Raw genomic sequence first — 19102 nt, 5'->3', positions numbered from 1 at the left:
GCGTAATCCAAGCGCCCGATGCACGCCGCGCGCGATCGCGAGACAATAGCGTCTGCATTTTTTTCGTAACGCCGTCCCCGCGGCATCATCGCGCCAGGAACCCCCATGTCCGCCTCCGCCACGCCCCCGCCTTCCCTGACCCACTTCAGCGCGACCGAACTGGACATGCTCGCCAAGACCGCCGACGCCCTCAGCGCCTACCTGGGCAAGCCCGTCCTGGCCGAAGTCGTGCTGGGCGAAGAAGGCACCGAATGGGTCACCTATGGCGTGCCCATTGACGAAAACGCCGAGCCCGACGAAGACCAGACCCACGTCCAGCTCGGCGGCCCCGGCGCCCGCCTGCTCGGCAACCGTGGCGGCCTGCCCCCGACCGGCGACGACACCTACGACTGCCTCTACCTCTGGGCCATCCAGATCTCGCTGAACGAAGGCGAACGCTTCATCAAGCTCGACCACGACGGCGAAGAGTCCGCCTGGTCCGACAACCTGGAAGATGTCCTGCCCTTCGCCCTGACCGAGGAACCCCTGCCCGACCCGGATGAGGAAGACGAGGAAGACGACGACGAGGACGAGGACGACGCCCACGACCACGCTCACGACCACAACGATCCGGGTCATCGCCACTGAACCAGCAGGCGGGCAAACCAGCACCGCCTCGACGCCCCACCACCCAGACGCTGCAACGGGCCGCCCGCGCGGCCCCGTTGCAGCAGCCCCGCAAGACGCTCTCCCCCCCCTCACGACAGTGTCGGCAAAAACGCCAAGCACACCACTCCCCCAAGCACCCGTCATGAGCCACCGACGCGAGTCTGTCGTGGCGCGGGGCGGGGTGCGCGGGGCGTGTAGATGCGCCCGACGGAATCTGAAGGGAAGGCCGAAGGCCTGGACGAAGATGAGGAAGGGGTAGTCCGGAGCGAAGGCTCCGGACCGCAATCGTAGCCCCGCGCACCCCGCCCCGCGCCGCGACAGGCGCCTCAAGAACCCCTTACAAGGCCAGCAAGCAAAAGATCACCCCGCAATCCGCCCCTCCTCCACCGCATGGCAAGCCACCACCGCCACTCCCGCCATCCGCCCCACAGGCGCCTCCGCCCTACACCGCTCATTCGCATGCGGACACCGAGGATGAAACGTGCACCCCGACGGCGGATTCAACGGATTCGGCACTTCCCCCGCCACCGCCGTGCGCGGCTTGCCGGCCCCATCGATATCCGGAATCGCCGCCAGCAGCATCCGCGTATACGGATGCCGCGGCCGCGCGAACAGCTCGTCGCGCGGCGCCACCTCCACCATCCGCCCCAGATACATCACCCCGACCCGATCGGCCACGTGATGCACCACCGCCAGATTGTGCGAGATGAACAGATAGGTCAGCCCCAGCTCGCGCTGCAGGTCCTTCATCAGGTTCAGCACCTGCGCCTGCACCGACACATCCAGCGCCGAGGTCGGCTCATCGCACACCAGGAACTCCGGATTCACCGCCAACGCCCGCGCGATCGAAATGCGCTGGCGCTGCCCGCCCGAGAACTGGTGCGGATAACGGCTCTGGTCGGCCGGATCCAGCCCCACCTGCCTGAGCAGATCGCCGACCCGCGCCGTGCGCTCGGCCGGCGTCATTTTCGTATGCGTCAGCATCGGCTCGGCAATGATGCGGCCGACGCGCCAGCGCGGATTCAGGCTCGCGTACGGGTCCTGGAAAATCATCTGCAGCCGCTTGCGCAGCTCGCGCCCGCCCGGCTCCGACATGCGCGACAGCGGCTGGCCGTCGAAACGGATGTCGCCACGCGTCAGCCCATACAGCCCCACCAGCATGCGCGCCACCGTCGACTTGCCGCAGCCCGACTCGCCCACCAGCGCCAGTGTCTCGCCCCGATTGATCTCGAACGACACGCCGTCCACCGCGCGCAGCATCATCCGCGGCTTGCCCGCCAGCTTGCGCTCCAGCCAGGGCGGCGACACATCGAACCAGCGCGCCGCGTCCTTCACTTGCACCAACGGCGTGCTCATGGCGTCACCTCGACTTCGTTTTCATGCAACCAACAGGCCGCGCGGGACGTGCCCGCCGGCATCAGTTCGGGCCGGTCCTGGCCGCAGCGCGGCAGGCGCCGGCCGCAACGCGGATTGAAGGCACAGCCCGGCGGAATCGCATTCAGGCGCGGCATGCTGCCGTCGATCTGCACCAGCCGCTCGGCATGCCCTTGCAGCGACGGGATCGACCCCATCAGCCCCGTCGTGTACGGATGGCGCGGCTGGTGGATGACGTCGCGCACGGGGCCGATCTCGGCCACGCGTCCCGCGTACATCACCGCCACCCGGTCCGCCGTTTCCGCGATCACGCCCATGTCGTGCGTGATCAGCATCACCGCCGTGCCCTGCTCGCGGCACAGGCGCTTGAGCAGCTCGATGATCTGCGCCTGGATCGACACGTCCAGCGCCGTGGTCGGCTCGTCCGCCACCACCAATTTCGGCTCGGCCGCCAGCGCCAGCGCGATCACCACACGCTGCCGCATGCCGCCCGAGAACTGGTGCGGGTAATGATCGATACGCTCGCGCGCCGCCGGGATGCCGGTGGCCGCCAGCAGCTCGACCGCGCGGTTGCGCGCCTGCGACCAGCTCATGTCCAGATGCGTCACGATGGTCTCGGCCAGTTGCCGGCCCACCGTGTACAGCGGATTCAGGGAGGTCAGCGGGTCCTGGAACACCGCTCCGATCTCGCGGCCGCGCACGCGGCGCATCTGCTCGTCGGGCAGGTTGTCGATACGCCGGCCCGCCAGCAGGATCTCGCCGGCCGCGATGCGGCCAGGCGGTTCCAGCAGGCCGATGATCGACGCGCCGGTCAGCGACTTGCCGGCGCCCGATTCCCCCACCACGCCCAGGACTTCGCCCGCCTGGATCGAAAAGGACACGTCGTCCAGGGCGCGTAGCGTGCCGCGGCGCGTCGGAAACTCGACGCGCAGATTGCGGACTTCAAGTAATGCGCTCATGGGTATATCTCTAATTCAGGCGTGGATTCAATGCGTCGCGCAGCCAGTCGCCCAGCAGGTTGACCGACAGCACCAGCAGCACCAGCGCCGCGCCCGGGAAGATGGTGATCCACCATTCGCCGGAAAACAGGAAATCGTTGCCGATGCGGATCAGCGTGCCCAGCGACGGCGCGGTCGGCGGCACCCCCACGCCCAGGAACGACAGCGTCGCCTCGGTGATGATGGCCGTCGCCAAGTGCACGGTGGCCAGCACCAGCACCGGCCCCAGCACGTTGGGCAGCACGTGGCGGAACATGATGACGGGCGAGGCCACGCCGATCACGCGCGCCGCCTGCACGTATTCGCGGTTCTTTTCCACCAGGGTCGAACCGCGCACCGTGCGCGCGTACTGCGGCCAGCCGGCCAGCGCGATGGCGCCGATCAGCACCGGGAACGCGATGATCTCGTGCAGCTCGCGCGGCACCGCCGCGCGCGCCACGCCATCGATCAGCAGCGCGATCAGGATCGCCGGGAACGACAGTTGCACGTCGGCGATGCGCATGATGAAGGCATCGATGCGTCCGCCCGCGTAGCCCGAGATCAGCCCCAGCACGATGCCGATCAGCATCGACAGCAGCACCGAGGCCAGGCCGATCAGCAGCGACACGCGGGTGCCGTACAGGATCGCCGAATACAGGTCGCGGCCCTGGCTGTCGGTGCCCAACAGATAGGTCGACTGGCCGTTGGGCGACCAGGCCGGCGGCAACAACGCGTCCAGCAGCTCGACCTTGGTCAGGTCGAACGGATTGTGCGGCGCCACCCAGCCGGCCCCGAAGGAACCGATCAGCAGCAGCGCCAGCATGACGGTGGCGACGATAGCCACGGGCGCCCGGCGCCAGGCCCAGGCAATGTCGCTGTCCCACCAGCGTTTCAGTACGGCACGCATCAGTGGCCACCTCCGCCGCGGGTCAGCCCCGAACGCAGGCGCGGGTCCACGACAAAATACAGAAGATCGACGATCAGGTTGATCACCACGAACACCAGCGCGATCAGGCACAGGTACGCGGCCATCACCGGCACGTCGGCGAATTGCACCGCCTGGATGAACAGCAGCCCCATGCCGGGCCACTGGAACACCGTCTCGGTCACGATGGCGAAGGCGATGATGCCGCCCAGCTGCAGGCCGGTGATGGTGATGACGGGCACCATGGTGTTCTTGAGCGCGTGGCCGAAATGGATGGCGCGCCGCTTCAGGCCGCGGGCGCGGGCGAACTTGATGTAGTCCGAACGCAGCACCTCCAGCATTTCGGAGCGCACCAGCCGCAGCACCAGCGTCATCTGGAACAGCGACAGCGTGATCGACGGCAGGATCAGGTGCTTCCAGCCATTGGCGGTGAACAGGCCCGAGGTCCACCAGCCCAGCGCCACGGTGTCGCCGCGGCCGTAGCTGGGCAGCCAGCCCAGTTGCACCGAGAACACCAGGATCAGCAGGATGCCGATCAGGAAGGTCGGCAACGACACGCCCAGCAGCGAACCGGCCAGCAGCAGCTGCGACAGCAGGCTGTTGCGCTTGAGCGCGGTGTACACGCCCAGCGGCACGCCCACCACCAGCGCCAGCAGGGCCGCCACCAGGGACAGCTCCAGCGTGGCCGGCAGGCGCGACTTGAGCAGGCTCGAGACCGGTTCGCTCTGGCGCAGGGAAATGCCGAAATTGCCCTGGGCGGCGTTGGCCACGAAATGGCCGAACTGGACGATGGCGGGCTCGTTCAGCCCCAGGCGCTCACGCAGCTCGATGCGCTCGGCATCGGTGGCGTCCTGCCCCAGCATGATGGTGACAGGGTCGCCGACGTATTGGAAAAGCACGAAGGCCAGTAGCGCGACGGTGAGCATCACCGCTACGGCCTGCAACAGGCGACGCAGTATGAAAGCAAACATAGGCGGGAAAGGCAAAACGGCGAAGCCCCGCGGGGCTTCGCTGTCTGGTTAGCCGGGGCGGGGTCAGTCGACCTTGACCCAGTCGGCAACGAGGCGGTTGTCCGCGCGGTGGATCACCGAGACGTTCTTGCGCATGGCCCAGGGAATGACCTGGTCGTGCAGCGGGATGTGGCCGAATTCCTTGGCGTGCACTTCCAGCACCTTGTGGATGTCGGCGTCGCGCTTGGCCGCATCGGTTTCGGTCTTGATGCGGTCGATGATCGCGTCCAGTTCCTTGTTGCTGTAGTTGCCCAGGTTGTACATGCCGTCCGCGCCCTCGCCCTTGGTGCGGATCAGGTTCTGCAGCGTGTACATGGCGTCGAACGTGGGCACGCCCCAGCCGAACAGGTAGGCGCTGGTGTCGGAGCTCTGCACCTTGGGGAAGTAGGTCGAACGCGGCATGGCGTTCATGGTCGCCTTCACGCCCACCTTGGCCCACATGCCGACCACGGCCTGGCAGATGGCTTCGTCGTTGATGTAGCGGTTGTTGGGACAGTCGAGCGTGAAGTTCAGGGTGCCGTCGTAGCCGGCTTCCTTGAGCAAGGCGCGGGCCTTTTCGGGATCGTAGGGCACGCGCTTGTGCAGCGACTCGGTCCAGCCGTGGACCTGCGGCGCGATCATGGTGCCGGTGGGCGCCGACAGACCGCGCATCACGGCGCGCTTGATGGCGTCGACGTCGATGGCGCGGTACAGCGCCTCGCGCACGCGGATGTCCTGGAACGGGTTCTTGCCCTTGATGCTGGAGTACTGCAGCTCGGGACGCTTCTGGTCCAGGCCCAGGTAGATGGTGCGGTATTCGTTGCCCTCGACCACCTTGGCCGACTGGCGCAAGCGGTCCAGATCCTGCGCGGCCGGGTCGAGCACGAAGTCGATCTCGCCGGACAGCAGCGCCGCGGTGCGCGTGGCGTTCTGCTTGATCGGCGTGAACACCACTTCGGTCACGTTGCCGACCTTGCCGGCCTTGTTCCACCAGTCCTTGTTTTCTTCGAACACGGTGCGCACGTCGACTTCGCGCGACTTCAGCTTGTACGGGCCGGTGCCGTTGGTGTTGCGCGCGCCGTAGGTCTCTTCCTTGTTGACGAAGTCCTGCGGCTTGGCGATGTTGTTCTTCTCCGACCAGGCCTTGTTCATGATGAACACGTTGGGCAGCTGGCGCAGCAGCACCGGGTTGGGCGCCGTGGTTTCGATCTCGACCGTCAGGTCGTCGATCTTGCGCGCTTCCTTGATGCCGGTGGTGTAGGCCTTGTAGTTCGAGGTGGGCGCCATGGCGCGATGCACCGAGAACACCACGTCGTCGGCCGTGAAGGCGGCGCCGTCGTGGAACTTGACACCGGGACGCAGCTTGAAGCGGTACAGCGTGGGCGAAACCTGCTGCCATTCGGTTGCCAGGCGCGGCACCACCTTGAAGTCCTTGTCGTAGTCCACCAGCGGTTCATAGACATAGCTGTTGGCGGCGATCGTCATGCCTTCGTTCTGCGAGTGCGGATCGAAGGTGAGGATGTCGCCCTGGGCGGCCCAACGGAAGGTCTTGGCCTGCCCGATCGAGGGCACGGCCACGGCGGCGGCGATCGCGATGGCAATCAAAGTGCGGCGCATGGTTCAACTCCTGACTGTAGTCTGAATACCGGCGCGATATTGCCTAGCGCCAAGACCCGCGTCAATTAAGGGTTTATGCGTACCGGAGGGGGTTTTCCCTGGGAGAACCTATTTAGGGACGTATAAAAATATGACAAAAAAATCGCTGTTCTCTTGATGTAAACGGTGTTCACCCGACCGCAACGCGCCTCATCAAGGGCTCGGCCCCTGGCGGCCGGTGCCGCCCTACTCGTCGGCCTCCAGCGGCAGGTCGAGCGGCACATGCTCGGTCATCAGCACCCGCAGCATGTCAATCAGCAGGGCGGCCTTTTCTTCGCCGAAAGGGGCCAGCACTGCCTTCTGGTGCTGCTTCGCCTGCTCGCACAGCGCGGCAATGAGGTTGCGGCCCTTGGTGGTGATGCAGACCCGGGTCTGGCGCCGGTCGGCGCGCACCCCGTTGCGCGCCACCAGCCCTTCGGCCTCCATGCGCTGCACCACCTTGCTCAGCGTCGGCTGCTTGGTGATGGCCAGCACCGCCAGGTCGCCGATGGTCTCGCCCGCGCTGCCTTCCAGGCTGGCCAGCACCCGCCATTCGGTCACCGACAGGCCGGCCGCCTTCACCTGCTGGTGGAACTCCGCGGAAATGCGCTGGCTGGCCTGCGCCAGCAGGTAGGCCAGGTAGTCGTCGACGAACCGTGCGCCGCCGGCCAGGGTATCGCCGTGCTTGTCCGACCGCATGTTGTTCTGCTCCCACGCATCAATATTGAATAGGCGACCCGAGGCCGGCAGGCGCATTGCACCACGTTGGCGCCGGCCTGCGCCATGACGCGGCGCAATGCTGTTGCGCAGCACAGGGTATACCCCGAATCGCAACCCGTTTTTGCACCATCAAAGCGCCTTTTCCCGGTCCTTCGGATAGAGAACAACCAGTATATACACCCTTGTTTTAGCGTGATATTTTTTTGATTCCATGAAATTTCATCTTTTTTATTGACAGCTAAAACGTTGACTCCTAAAGTATTTTTCAGAGCGAAATTTCGTGACATGGGCGTGCTGCGCAGCAGCATGGCTTCGGGACCCGGATGCCGGTCCGCGTGGAGGAGTTCGAGATGGCTGAAAGGTCTTTCAAGAAAGAAGTCCAGCAGTTGCGCATCGGCGCGGGCGAAGAGTTCCGCGGCGAGGGCATCCTTGCGGTCACCAAGGCGCTGCTGCAATCTGGCGTGGGCTACGTCGCGGGCTACCAGGGTTCGCCCATCTCACACCTGATGGACGTGCTGGCCGACGCCAACGACATCCTGCAGGAACTCGGCGTGCACTTCGAGGCCAGCGCCTCGGAAGCCACCGCCGCCGCCACGCTGGCCGCCTCGGTCATGTACCCGATTCGCGGCGCGGTCACCTGGAAATCCACCGTCGGCACCAACGTCGCCTCCGACGCGCTGGCCAACCTGGCATCGGGTGGCGTCACCGGCGGCGCGCTGGTCATCGTCGGCGAGGACTACGGCGAAGGCTCGTCCATCATGCAGGAACGCTCGCACGCGTTCGCCATGAAGTCGCAGATCTGGCTGCTCGATCCGCGTCCCAACCTGGAAAGCATGGTCAAGGCGGTGGAAGACGGCTTCGCGCTGTCGGAAGCCAGCAAGACGCCGGTGATGCTGCAACTGCGCATCCGCGGCTGCCACGTGCACGGCCGCTTCATCGCCAAGGACAACCAGCGGCCGGCGTTCTCGCTGGCCCAGGCGCTGGAAAGCCCGGCGCGCGACACCAGCCGCATCGTGCTGCCGCCGGCCTCGTTCCTGCACGAGCAGGAAAAGATCAAGGAACGCTGGCCCGCCGCCATCCGCTATATCAAGGAACACAAGCTCAACGAGCACTTCGACGGCGACCAGGACGACATCGGCCTGATCCTGCAGGGCGGCCTGTACAACGGTGTGATCCGCGCCCTGCAACTGCTGGGCCTGGCGGACAACTTCGGCAACAGCCGCATTCCGCTGTATGTGATGAACGTGGCCTACCCTGTCATCGAAGACGAGGTCATCGACTTTTGCCGCGGCAAGCGCGCCGTGCTGCTGCTGGAGGAAGGCCAGCCCGATTATCTGGAGCAGGCCCTGCACGCGGTGCTGCGCAAGGCCGGCGTCGATACGAAGCTGTCCGGCAAGGACGTGCTGCCGATGGCGGGCGAATACACCACCCAGGTGATGCGCGACGGCCTGCGTGAATTCCTCAAGCGCGAACGCCCCGAATCGCTGCAGACCCATCCGGCCGTGGCCGCCGACGCCGCCGCCGAAGCCACATTGCAGGTCACCGAGATCACGCGGCCCAAGCCCGCGCCGCGTCCGGCCGAGCAGCCCATCACCTTCCACAAGCACGTCGCGGAACTGGCCGCGGTGGTGCCGCCGCGCCCGGCCGGCTTCTGTACCGGCTGTCCGGAGCGGCCGATCTTCTCGGCCCTGACGCTGGCGCAGGAAAAGCTGGGCCAGCACCATATTTCCTGCGACATCGGCTGCCACCTGTTCTCGATTTTGCCGCCGTTCAACCTGGGCGCGACCACCATGGGCTACGGCCTGGGCGCATCCAGCGCCGCGGCCTTCAACGTGCCGGCGGCCAAGCGGCCCATCTCGATCATGGGCGACGGCGGCTTCTGGCACAACGGCCTGGCCTCGGGCATCGGCAACGCGGTGTTCAACAAGTACGACGGCGTCATCGTCATCGTCGACAACTTCTACGCCTCGGCCACCGGCGGCCAGGACATCCTGTCCTCGCGCGCCGAGAATCCGGACCGCTCCACCAACAATCCCATCGACCAGGCCGTGCGCGGCGTGGGCGTGAAGTGGGTGCGCACGCTGGACCGCACCTATGACGTCGCCAAGGTGCGCGCCACCATCGAGGAAGCGCTGACCACCGACGTCAAGGGCCCCAAGGTCATCATCGCCCAGTCGGAATGCATGCTGAACAAGCAGCGCCGCATCAAGCCGCTGTTCAACCAGGCGGTCAAGGCGGGCAAGCGCGTGATCAAGGAACGCTTCGGCGTCGACCCCGACGTCTGCACCGGCGACCACGCCTGTATCCGGCTGTCCGGCTGCCCGTCGCTGACGGTCAAGGACAGCGGCGATCCGCTCAAGGAAGATCCGGTGGCCCACGTGGAGAGCAGCTGCGTCGGCTGCGGCAACTGCGGCGAAGTGGCGCACGCCGCCGTGCTGTGCCCGTCGTTCTACCGCGCCGACATCGTCCACAACCCCAGCGGCCGCGACCGTTTCCTGGCGCGCCTGCGCCAGGGCGTGATCGGCTACCTGCAGCGCCGCCGCGAAGCGCGCCTGGCCAAATTCGCCCTGTGAGGACCCGCCCCATGAACCCGGTGGCATTGCAGCAAGGCACTCCCATCAAGATCGCCATCCTGGCCATGGGCGGCCAGGGCGGCGGCGTGCTGGCCGACTGGATCGTCGACATGGCCGAGCACGCCGGCTGGTGGGCCCAGACCACCTCGGTGCCAGGCGTGGCGCAGCGCACCGGCGCCACCATCTATTACCTGGAACTGCTGCCCGAGTCCGACGTGACGCGCGCCGGCCGCCCGCCGGCGCTGGCGCTGATGCCCACCCCGGGCGACGTCGACCTGGTGGTGGCGGCCGAGCTGATGGAAGGCGGCCGCGCCATCCAGCGCGGGCTGGTGACGCCCGACCGCAGCGTGCTGATCGCCTCGTCGCACCGCAGCTACGCGGTCAGCGAGAAATCGGCGCCGGGCAACGGCATCGCCGATCCCAACAAGGTGCTGGAGGCCGGCCGCGCGGCGGCCCGCCGCTTCCTCTGCTTCGACCTGCAGGACCTGGCCGACCGCGCCGGCAGCGTCATCAGCGCCAGCCTGTTCGGCGCCGTCGCCGGCAGCGGCGCGCTGCCGTTCTCGCGCGACGACTTCGAGGCCACCGTGCGCCGCGCTGGCGTCGGCGTGGACGCCAGCCTGCGCGCCTTCGCGCTCGGCTTCGAGGCCGCCGACCAGGCGCCCGCGCAGCCGGCCGCGATCGATCTGGCGCGCCCGGTCCCTGTCGTGCCCGAGCGCGCCGCCAGCCCGAGAGCGCAAACCTTGCTCGACCGCATCACCCGCGACTTTCCCGCCTGTGCGCAGCCGATGCTGACGGCCGGCGCGCGCCGCCAGATCGAATTCCAGGACCTGGCATACGCCGAGGACTACCTGGCCCGCATGGCCGCGATCCGCGAACTGGACGCGCGCCACGGTGGCGAATCGAAGCAATGGGCGCTGACCTGTGCCGCCGCGCGCTACCTGGCCACCGCCATGGCCTATGACGACGTGATCCGCGTGGCCGACCTGAAGACGCGAGGCAGCCGCTTCGAGCGGGTGCGCGCCGAAGTCGGCGCCAAGCCGGATCAGCTGGTCTACACCACCGAATTCATGCACCCGCGGCTCGAAGAGATCTGCGGCACGTTGCCGGCCGGGCTGGGCCGCTGGCTGGAACGGTCGAAGGCCTTCGGCGGCTTCGTCGAACGCCGCCTGGGCAAGGGCCGCCGCATGCAGAGCGGCACGCTGGGCGGCTTCCTGATGCTGTACACGCTGGCCGGCATGCGCCGCTTCCGCCGCCGCACGCTGCGCCACCAGATCGAATCCGAAGGCCTGACGCAATGGCTGGACCTGATCGCCGACCTGGCGCCACGCGACTACGACCTGGCGGTCGAGACGGTGAACTGCCGCCGCCTGGTCAAGGGCTACAGCGACACCCACGCGCGCGGCGGCGGCAAGTACCGCCAGCTGATCGCGGCCGCCGCCAAGCTGGCGGGTCGGCCCGACGCGGCGGCCTCGCTGCGCGCCCTGCGCCAGGCCGCGCTGGCCGACGAGAAATGCGGCCCCATGGAACGCCAACTGGCCGAGAAACTGGCCGCCTGATATCGATATAGAGACGACGCCGTGCAAACCCTGAAACTCATCGTCCGTGAAGTCCGGCAGGAATCGCCGCTGATCCGCTCGCTGCGCCTGGCGCGCGAAGACGGCGGCGCCCTGCCCGCCTTCGGCCCCGGCGCCCACCTGAAGGTCAGCGTGCCGGGCCTGCGCGAGCCGCGCTGCTACTCGCTGGTGCAACTGGCGCCGGAAGCCGGCCGCTTCGCCGAACCCGTCGAATACCGCCTGGGCGTGCGTCTGGAAGAAGCCAGCGCGGGCGGCTCGCGCCACATGCATGGCCTGGCAGTGGGCGACACGCTCAGCGTCGAAGGGCCAAAGAACGATTTCCCGCTGCACGAGGGTCCGGCTGGCGACGAACCGGTGGTGCTGATCGCCGGCGGCATCGGCATCACGCCGGTGGCGTCGATGGCGGCGGCACTCAAGTCCGCCAACCGCGCCTTTGAACTGCACTACAGCGGCCGCAGCCGCGACCAACTGGCCTTCCTGCCGGAACTGCAGGCGCTGGCCGGCGACGCGCTGGTGCTGCACGCCGACGATGATGCCTCCTGCCGCTTCGACCTGAAGGCGCTGCTGGACGCCGCCAGTCCACGCCAGCATCTGTACGTCTGCGGTCCCAAGGGCCTGATAGACGCCGTCATCCAGGAAGCGCGCGCGCGCCACTGGCCCGACGCCCACATCCATTTCGAACTGTTCACCAGCGCCGCGCCGCAGGCCGGCGACCAGCCCTTCGAGGTCGAGCTGCGCCAGTCCGGCCGGGTGCTGACCATTCCCGCCGACAAGACCATCGTCGAGGTGATGGAAGAAGAAGGCTGCGACCCGATGTACGACTGCAAGCGCGGCGAATGCGGCGTTTGCCAGGCCACCGTGCTGGAAGGCGAGCCGGACCACCGCGATTACTACCTGTCGGATACCGAGAAAGCCAGCGGCAAGATCATCCAGATCTGTATCTCGCGCGCCAAGTCGGCGCGCCTGGTGCTGGACCTGTAGGCCGGGCGCGAGAAGAGGAGACCACGATGGCCAAATACCGCGACAACCCCGATGCCATCCGCGCCTTGCTGCGCGAGACCGAGGTGCACAAGGACCTGTTCATCGACGACGAACTGTTCGACCTGGAGATGGAACGGCTGTACGCCAACACCTGGGTCTACGTCGGCCACGACAGCCAGGTGCCCAACCCCGGCGACTACATCACCACCACCGTCGGCAACCAGCCGGTGGTGATGGTGCGCCACAGCGACCGCTCGGTGCGCGTGCTGCACAACCGCTGTCCGCACAAGGGCACCATGGTGGCGGGCGACGCCTGCGGCAACACCGGCAAGTTCTTCCGCTGTCCCTATCACGCCTGGACCTTCAAGACCGACGGCAGCCTGCTGTCGATCCCGCTGAAAAAGGGCTATGAGAACACCGGCCTGGAGCAGTGCGAGGCCAGCCAGGGCATGGCGGCGGTGAAAGACGTGCGCAACCACCGCGGCTTCGTGTTCTGCCGCCTGAACCCGAACGGCCAGTCGTTCGAGGACTTCTTCGGCGACGCGCTGTCGACGCTGGATAACATGGTCGACCGCTCGCCCGAGGGCCGGCTGGAAGTGGCCGGCGGCGTGCTGCGCTACATGCACCGCTGCAACTGGAAGATGCTGGTCGACAACCAGACCGACACCTGCCACCCGATGGTGGCGCACGAGTCGTCGGCCGGCACCGCGGTCAAGGTCTGGGAACAGGCCCCGGCCGGCACGCCCAAGCCGATGGCGGTGGAACTGTTCGCGCCGTTCATCTCGCCGTATGAATTCTTCGAGAACATGGGCATCCGCGTCTGGGAAAACGGCCACGGCCATACCGGCGTGTCCGACTCGATCCATGCCGCGTATTCCGGCATTCCCGGCTACTGGGAGTCCATGGTCGCGGCCTACGGCGAGGAACGCGCCCACCAGATCCTGGGCGACGTGCGCCACAACACCGTGTACTTCCCCAACATCATGGTCAAGGGCCCGATCCAGACCCTGCGCGTGTTCAAGCCGATCGCCGCCGACCGCACCCTGGTGGAGTCGTGGACCTTCCGCCTGGTCGGCGCGCCCGACCTGCTGCTGGAACGCACCCTCATGTACAACCGCCTGATCAACGCGCCCACCTCGGTGGTCGGCCACGACGACCTGGAGATGTACGAGCGCGCCCAGGACGGCCTGCAATCGCGCGCCCGCGACTGGGTCAACGTCGGCCGCCTGTACGACCCGGCCGAGCTCGGCCAGAAGAACGTCACCACCAACGGCACCAACGAATGGCAGATGCGCAACCAGTACCGCGCATGGGGCCGCTACATGACGGAGCAGGCATGAGCTTGAGCGACCGCGACCTGATCGATTTCGTCTACGCCGAGGCGCGCCTGCTCGACGAGCTGCGCTTCGAGGACTGGCTGGATCTGTACACCGAGGACGGCCACTACTGGATGCCGCTGGCCCACGGCCAGACCGACGCCCGCCTGCACGCCTCGCTGATGTACGAGGACAAGCTGCTGCTGCGCGTGCGGGTCGAGCGCCTGGCGGGCCAGCGCACCTTCTCGCAGCAACCCAAGAGCCGTTGCCATCACCTGCTACAGGCGCCCACGGTAGAACGCGACCATCCCGACTCGGCGCCCGGGCAGGGGCGCCATGTGGTGCGCACTGCCTTCCACTACGTCGAAACGCGGCAGGACGCGCAGACCCTGTACGCCGGCTGGGCCACGCATCATCTGGTCGAGCAGGACGGCGCGCTGCGCATCCGCCTCAAGCGCGTCGACCTGGTGAACTGCGACGCCGCATTCGGCAACATCCAATTGTTCATGTAGGAGCGGCTTGTGAGCCCCACCGTCCACCAGGCTTTTCTGGACACCGCGGCCCGGCATGGCGCCCGGCCCTTCCTGTGCATCCTGCCGGAAACCGCGGGCATCTATGGCATCGGCGCCGGCGAGCTGACCTACGCCCAGGCGGCCAGCGCCATCGAGACGCTGCGCGCGGCCTATGCCCGCGCCGGCTACGGCCACGGCCACCGCGCCGGCCTGCTGCTGGAAAACCGTCCCGCCTTCTTCCTGCACTGGTTCGCGCTCAACGCGCTGGGCGTGTCGGTGGTGCCGATCAATCCCGACCTGCGCGCGGCCGAACTGGAGTACCTGACCGGCCATTCCGAAATCGCGCTGGCCGTCGCCCTACCCGAGCGCCACGCCGACCTGTTGTCCGCCGCCGAGCGCGCCGGCCGGCCGCTGCGCGTGATGGGACCGGACGACGCCCCGCCCGCCGCGCCCTTCCCCGCGCCGCTGGCGGGCGAGCCGGATGAACTGACCGAGTGCGCGCTGCTGTACACGTCCGGCACCACCGGCCGTCCCAAGGGCTGCATCCTGCCGAACCGCTATTTTCTGCACGCGGGCGGCTGGTACGCCCGCATCGGCGGCCTGGCCGCGCTGCGCCCCGGCGAGGAACGCATGCTGACGCCGCTGCCGCTGGTGCACATGAACGCCATGGCCTATTCCGCCATGGCCATGGTGCTCACCGGCGGCTGCCTGATTCCGCTGGACCGCTTCCATCCCAAGACCTGGTGGGACAGCGTGCGCGAATCCGGCGCCACCGTGCTGCACTACCTGGGCGTGATGCCGGCGATCCTGATGAAGGCCGAACCCTCGGCCCGGGACAGGCAGCCGGCCATCCGATTCGGTTTCGGCGCGGGCGTCGACCGCAAGCTGCACCAGCCCTTTGAGGAACGCTTCGGTTTTCCGCTGCTGGAAGCCTGGGCCATGACCGAAACCGGCGCCGGGGCCGTCATCATCGCCAACCAGGAGCCGCGCCACATCGGCAGCAGTTGCTTCGGCCGCGAAGAGGACGACGTGCTGGTGCGCATCGTCGCCGACCACGGCGGCGAGGCCGCGGCCGGCGAGCCGGGCGAGCTGCTGGTGCGCCATGCTGGCGATGACCCGCGCTACGGCTTCTTCGCCGGGTACCTGAAGGACGCCGAGGCCACTTCGCAGGCCTGGGAGGACGGCTGGTTCCACACCGGCGACATCGTGCGCCGCGAGGCCGACGGCGCGCTGCGCTTCGTCGACCGCAAGAAGAACGTGATCCGCCGCAGCGGCGAGAACATCTCGGCCGTGGAAGTCGAAAGCGTGCTGCTGCAGCATCCCCTGGTCAAGGCCGTGGCGGTGGCCGCCGTGCCCGACCCGGTGCGCGGCGACGAGGTGCTGGCCTGCGTGGTGGCGGAAATCGCGCCCGCCGACGCCGCCGCCCGCGCCGACGCGGCCCGCGACATCGTCCAGTGGAGCCTGCAACAGCTGGCCTATTACAAGGCGCCCGGCTACGTCGCCTTCGTCGACAGCCTGCCGCTCACCACCACCAACAAGATCCAGCGCGGCGAAATGAAGGCGCTGGCGCCGACCCTGCCAGGCACGGCCAGCTGCGTCGACACCACCGCCATGAAGAAGCGCCAGGAGTCCGCCCGATGAGTACGCCGCGCGCCCGCTACGACGGCGTGGTGGCGGCCCTGCCCGTCAGCATTCCGTATGAGCGCTACTCCACCCATGCCGCGCATTGGTGGCTGGGCCGCGCGCTGGGCGCGCTGATCCGCCAGGCCGGCATCGCCAAGACCGACGTCGACGGCCTGTGCGTGTCCAGCTTCACGCTGGCGCCGGACACCGCCGTGGGCCTGACGCAGCACCTGGGCATGAGCCCGCGCTGGCTCGACCACATCCCCATGGGCGGCGCCAGCGGCGTGGCCGCGCTGCGCCGCGCCGCGCGCGCGGTGCAGGCGGGCGACGCCGGCATCGTCGCCTGCATCGCGGGCGACACCAACCAGGTCGACTCGTTCCGCAACACCGTCAGCCAGTTCTCGCGCTTCGCCCAGGATGCCGTCTACCCCTATGGCGCCGGCGGCCCCAACGCCAGCTTCGCGCTGCTGACCGCGCACTACATGCGCAGCACCGGCGCCACCCGCGAGGACTTCGGCAAGGTCTGCGTGGCGCAGCGCGCCAACGCCCTGCGCTATCCGCACGCGCTGATGAAAAAGCCGCTGACCCTCAAGCAATACCTGGACGCGCGCGTCATCACCGACCCGATCCACCTGTTCGACTGCGTCATGCCCTGCGCTGGCGCCGACGGCTTCCTGGTGATGAGCGAAGACCGGGCCCGGGCGCTGAACCTGCCCTACGCCCGCATCCTGTCCACCATCGAGCGCCACAACGCCTGGATCGAGGACCCGATCCAGACCCGCGGCGGCTGGACCATGGACATCGACGAACTCTATGGCATGGCGGACGCGGCCCCGGCCGACATGGACTTCCTGCAGGCCTACGACGACTACCCCGTCATCAACCTGATGCAGATGGAGGACCTGGGCTTCTGCGCCAAGGGCGAGGCGCCGCAATTCGTGCGCGCCAACACCTTCACCGTCGACGGCAGCTTCCCGTTCAACACCAACGGCGGCCAGCTGTCGGTGGGCCAGGCCGGCGCCGCCGGCGGCTACCTCGGCATGGTCGAGGCGCTGCGCCAGCTGACCGGCACCGCCGGCGGCACGCAGGTGGCCGACGCGCGCCTGGGCCTGGTCAGCGGCTTCGGCATGATCAACTACGACCGTGGGCTGTGCACCGCCGCGGCCATCCTGGCCAGGAGCGACGCATGACCGAGCCGCTAGCCAAGCCGCCGCGCAAGAATCCGGTGGCGCGCACGCGCCAGCCGACCCTGCCGCCGGGCGCCCGCAGCCGCGCCGCCCTGGGCCTGACGGCCGCGGCCGCCGAAGGCCGCTTCGAACTGCAGACCTGCGCCGATTGCGGCGCGGTGCAGTACCCGCCGCGCGAAGTCTGCGGCCATTGCCTGTCGGAACGCCTGCCGTGGCGGCCGGTGGATCCCAACGGCGTGCTGCTGGTCAGCACCACGCTGCACCACAGCAACGACCTCTATTTCCGTGAACGCCTGCCGTGGCGGGTGGGCACGGTGCGCATGGACGTCGGCCCGTCGGTGGTGGCGCACGTGCACCAGGATTGCGCCGACGGCGCCCGCGTGCGGCTGGCGCTCAAGCTCGACCGCAGCGGCCAGGCCGTGATGATCGCCCTGCCCGAAAGGAATACGCCCCATATGGAAGACGACAAGACCCTGCGCGAGACCTCGTGCGATCCGAAATTCCGCCGGGCGCTGGTCACCGACGGCAAGTCGGCGGTGGGCCAGGCGGTGGCGCGCGCCCTGCTCGACGCCGGCTGCCCGACCGTGTTCCTGGGCGACCCGCAGGCCTGGCGCCGCGACGCCGCCTTCGACGCGCTGGCGGCCGATCCGCGGGTGCAGGCGCTGGCGCTGGACGTGACCGACAGCGACTCGGTCGAACGCGCCGCCGCGTCGATCGGCGGCAAGGTCGAGATCCTGGTCAACACCGCCGACCTGGAACGCGAAGGCGGCCTGCTCGGCCGCAAGGACGTCAACACCGCGCGCGACGCCCTGGACGTCAACGTGCTGGGCCTGATGCGGCTGGCGCAGGGTTTCGGGCCAGCACTGTGCGGCCGCGCCGCCGACGGCGTCAACAACGCCACGGCCTGGGTCAACGTGCTGTCGATCTACGCCCACCTCAACCTGCCGGCGCGCGGCATGTGGTCGGCCTCCAAGGCCGCCGCGCTGTCACTGGCGCAATGCCTGCGCGCCGAAATGCGGCCGGCCGGCGTGCGCGTGGTGAACGTGTTCCCCGGCCCGGTCGACCACGAATGGGAGCAGCGCACGCCGCCCCCGCGCGTGGCGCCCGCGGCCATCGCGAGCGCCATCGTGCGCGCGCTGAAGGATGGCGTCGAGGACGTGTACGTCGGCGACGTGGCACAGGAATTCCGCGCGCGGCTGGCGGAGAACCCCAAGGGACTGGAACGGGAACTGGGCGCCTGACGCCCCGACACGAAAACCAAAGGAGCAACAGATGAGCCAACCCATACTTGCCCAATTCATGACCGAACTGGTGTCGGGCCGCATCCGCCTGGTGGACCTGACCGAGACGCTGACGCCGGAATTCCCGACCATCGTGCTGCCGCCGGAATTCGGCCAGGCCTGGCCGTTCCGCATCGAGGAGATCTCGCGCTATGACGAGCGCGGCCCGGCCTGGTACTGGAACAACTTCTCCTGCTCCGAGCATACCGGCACCCACTTCGACGCGCCGGTGCACTGGGTCACCGGCAAGGACCAGCCCGACAACACCGTCGACACCATCCCGGTCGAGGCTTTCATCGCCGGCGCCAGCGTCATCGACTGTTCGGCCGAGGCGCGCGACAACCCCGACTTCCTGCTGACCATCGACTTCGTCAAGAAGTGGGAGGAAAAGCATGGCCGCATCCCGGCCCGTTCCTGGGTGCTGATGCGCACCGACTGGTCCAAGCGCGCCAAGCCGGCCGAATACCTGAACATGCAGGAAGACGGCGCCCACTCGCCCGGCCCCGACGCCGAGGTGGTGCCGTGGCTGATCAAGGAACGCGACGTGCACGGCTTCGGCACCGAGTCGGTAGGCACCGACGCCGGCCAGGCCCATCACCTGAATCCGCCCTACCCCTGCCACTACTTCATGCACGGCAACAACCGCTACGGCCTGCAGTGCCTGACCAACCTGGACCAACTGCCGCCCACCGGCGCGGTGATCTTCTCGGCGCCGCTCAAGATCCGCAGCGGCTCGGGCAGCCCGCTGCGGGTGCTGGCGCTGGCGCCGCGCGCCTGAGCGGCGGCGA

16 protein-coding genes are annotated in these 19102 nt (G+C 68.0%); 10 read left to right on the top strand and 6 right to left on the bottom strand.

Translation table 11 applies throughout. The features are described 5' to 3' along the window. Window positions 1-105 precede the first annotated feature (105 nt). Entirely contained in the window at window positions 106-627 is a 522-nt protein-coding gene (locus tag ACVN9Z_RS12235) for a hypothetical protein (RefSeq protein ID WP_006388968.1), read from the top strand. 381 nt (window positions 628-1008) lie between these two features. Here the strand turns inward: ACVN9Z_RS12235 and ACVN9Z_RS12230 are convergent, their stop codons facing one another. From ACVN9Z_RS12230 to ACVN9Z_RS12205, 6 genes are all read right to left on the bottom strand, one after another. After that, complete coding sequence (locus ACVN9Z_RS12230; RefSeq protein ID WP_458213419.1) at window positions 1009-2004, bottom strand: ABC transporter ATP-binding protein; 996 nt, start codon at window positions 2002-2004, stop codon at window positions 1009-1011. After that, window positions 2001-2981 carry an ABC transporter ATP-binding protein gene (locus tag ACVN9Z_RS12225; protein WP_006388965.1) on the bottom strand — a complete coding sequence of 327 codons (981 nt, stop codon included), beginning with the start codon at window positions 2979-2981 and terminating at the stop codon, window positions 2001-2003. The genes ACVN9Z_RS12230 and ACVN9Z_RS12225 overlap by 4 nt, the downstream gene beginning before the upstream one ends. A 10-nt stretch (window positions 2982-2991) precedes the next feature. Continuing rightward, window positions 2992-3906, bottom strand: coding sequence for an ABC transporter permease (locus ACVN9Z_RS12220; RefSeq protein ID WP_006388964.1), 915 nt, complete (start codon window positions 3904-3906; stop codon window positions 2992-2994). Next, complete coding sequence (locus tag ACVN9Z_RS12215; protein WP_006388963.1) at window positions 3906-4895, bottom strand: ABC transporter permease; 990 nt, start codon at window positions 4893-4895, stop codon at window positions 3906-3908. The genes ACVN9Z_RS12220 and ACVN9Z_RS12215 overlap by 1 nt, the downstream gene beginning before the upstream one ends. A 63-nt stretch (window positions 4896-4958) precedes the next feature. Further along, window positions 4959-6530: an ABC transporter substrate-binding protein gene (locus ACVN9Z_RS12210; RefSeq protein ID WP_240685636.1), complete on the bottom strand. Its 1572-nt coding sequence runs from the start codon at window positions 6528-6530 to the stop codon at window positions 4959-4961. 225 nt (window positions 6531-6755) lie between these two features. Then, a complete protein-coding gene (locus ACVN9Z_RS12205) occupies window positions 6756-7247 on the bottom strand; it encodes a MarR family winged helix-turn-helix transcriptional regulator (RefSeq protein ID WP_035183977.1) in 492 nt (163 codons plus the stop codon). 371 nt (window positions 7248-7618) lie between these two features. On the opposite strand from ACVN9Z_RS12205, the gene ACVN9Z_RS12200 reads away from it, so the two are divergent. From ACVN9Z_RS12200 to ACVN9Z_RS12160, 9 genes are read left to right on the top strand one after another with little or no spacing between them, the layout of a single operon-like run. Further along, entirely contained in the window at window positions 7619-9841 is a 2223-nt protein-coding gene (locus ACVN9Z_RS12200; protein ID WP_458213418.1) for a thiamine pyrophosphate-dependent enzyme, read from the top strand. A gap of 11 nt (window positions 9842-9852) precedes the next feature. Beyond that, on the top strand, window positions 9853-11397 hold the full coding sequence (locus ACVN9Z_RS12195) for an indolepyruvate oxidoreductase subunit beta family protein (protein ID WP_054499633.1): 1545 nt from the start codon (window positions 9853-9855) through the stop codon (window positions 11395-11397). A gap of 21 nt (window positions 11398-11418) precedes the next feature. Continuing rightward, window positions 11419-12396 (top strand): PDR/VanB family oxidoreductase, encoded by a 978-nt coding sequence (locus ACVN9Z_RS12190; RefSeq protein WP_047992564.1) that lies wholly within the window; start codon window positions 11419-11421, stop codon window positions 12394-12396. A 26-nt stretch (window positions 12397-12422) separates the two neighbouring features. Next, window positions 12423-13736: an aromatic ring-hydroxylating dioxygenase subunit alpha gene (locus ACVN9Z_RS12185; RefSeq protein WP_006388957.1), complete on the top strand. Its 1314-nt coding sequence runs from the start codon at window positions 12423-12425 to the stop codon at window positions 13734-13736. Beyond that, window positions 13733-14224 carry an aromatic-ring-hydroxylating dioxygenase subunit beta gene (locus tag ACVN9Z_RS12180; RefSeq protein WP_006388956.1) on the top strand — a complete coding sequence of 164 codons (492 nt, stop codon included), beginning with the start codon at window positions 13733-13735 and terminating at the stop codon, window positions 14222-14224. The genes ACVN9Z_RS12185 and ACVN9Z_RS12180 overlap by 4 nt, the downstream gene beginning before the upstream one ends. Window positions 14225-14233: 9 nt before the next feature. Then, entirely contained in the window at window positions 14234-15865 is a 1632-nt protein-coding gene (locus tag ACVN9Z_RS12175; protein WP_458213417.1) for an AMP-binding protein, read from the top strand. Beyond that, complete coding sequence (locus ACVN9Z_RS12170; protein WP_070542811.1) at window positions 15862-17037, top strand: thiolase family protein; 1176 nt, start codon at window positions 15862-15864, stop codon at window positions 17035-17037. Before ACVN9Z_RS12175 ends, ACVN9Z_RS12170 begins: the two co-directional genes overlap by 4 nt. Continuing rightward, window positions 17034-18275, top strand: a complete 1242-nt coding sequence (locus tag ACVN9Z_RS12165; RefSeq protein WP_070542814.1) for an SDR family NAD(P)-dependent oxidoreductase — start codon at window positions 17034-17036, stop codon at window positions 18273-18275. The genes ACVN9Z_RS12170 and ACVN9Z_RS12165 overlap by 4 nt, the downstream gene beginning before the upstream one ends. Before the next feature lie 31 nt (window positions 18276-18306). Then, window positions 18307-19092, top strand: coding sequence for a cyclase family protein (locus tag ACVN9Z_RS12160; RefSeq protein ID WP_006388952.1), 786 nt, complete (start codon window positions 18307-18309; stop codon window positions 19090-19092). The last annotated feature ends 10 nt before the right edge of the window (window positions 19093-19102 follow it).

It is taken from the genome of Achromobacter sp. KK8 (genome assembly GCF_054188005.1).
This window is presented reverse-complemented; position numbering and strand designations above follow the sequence as displayed.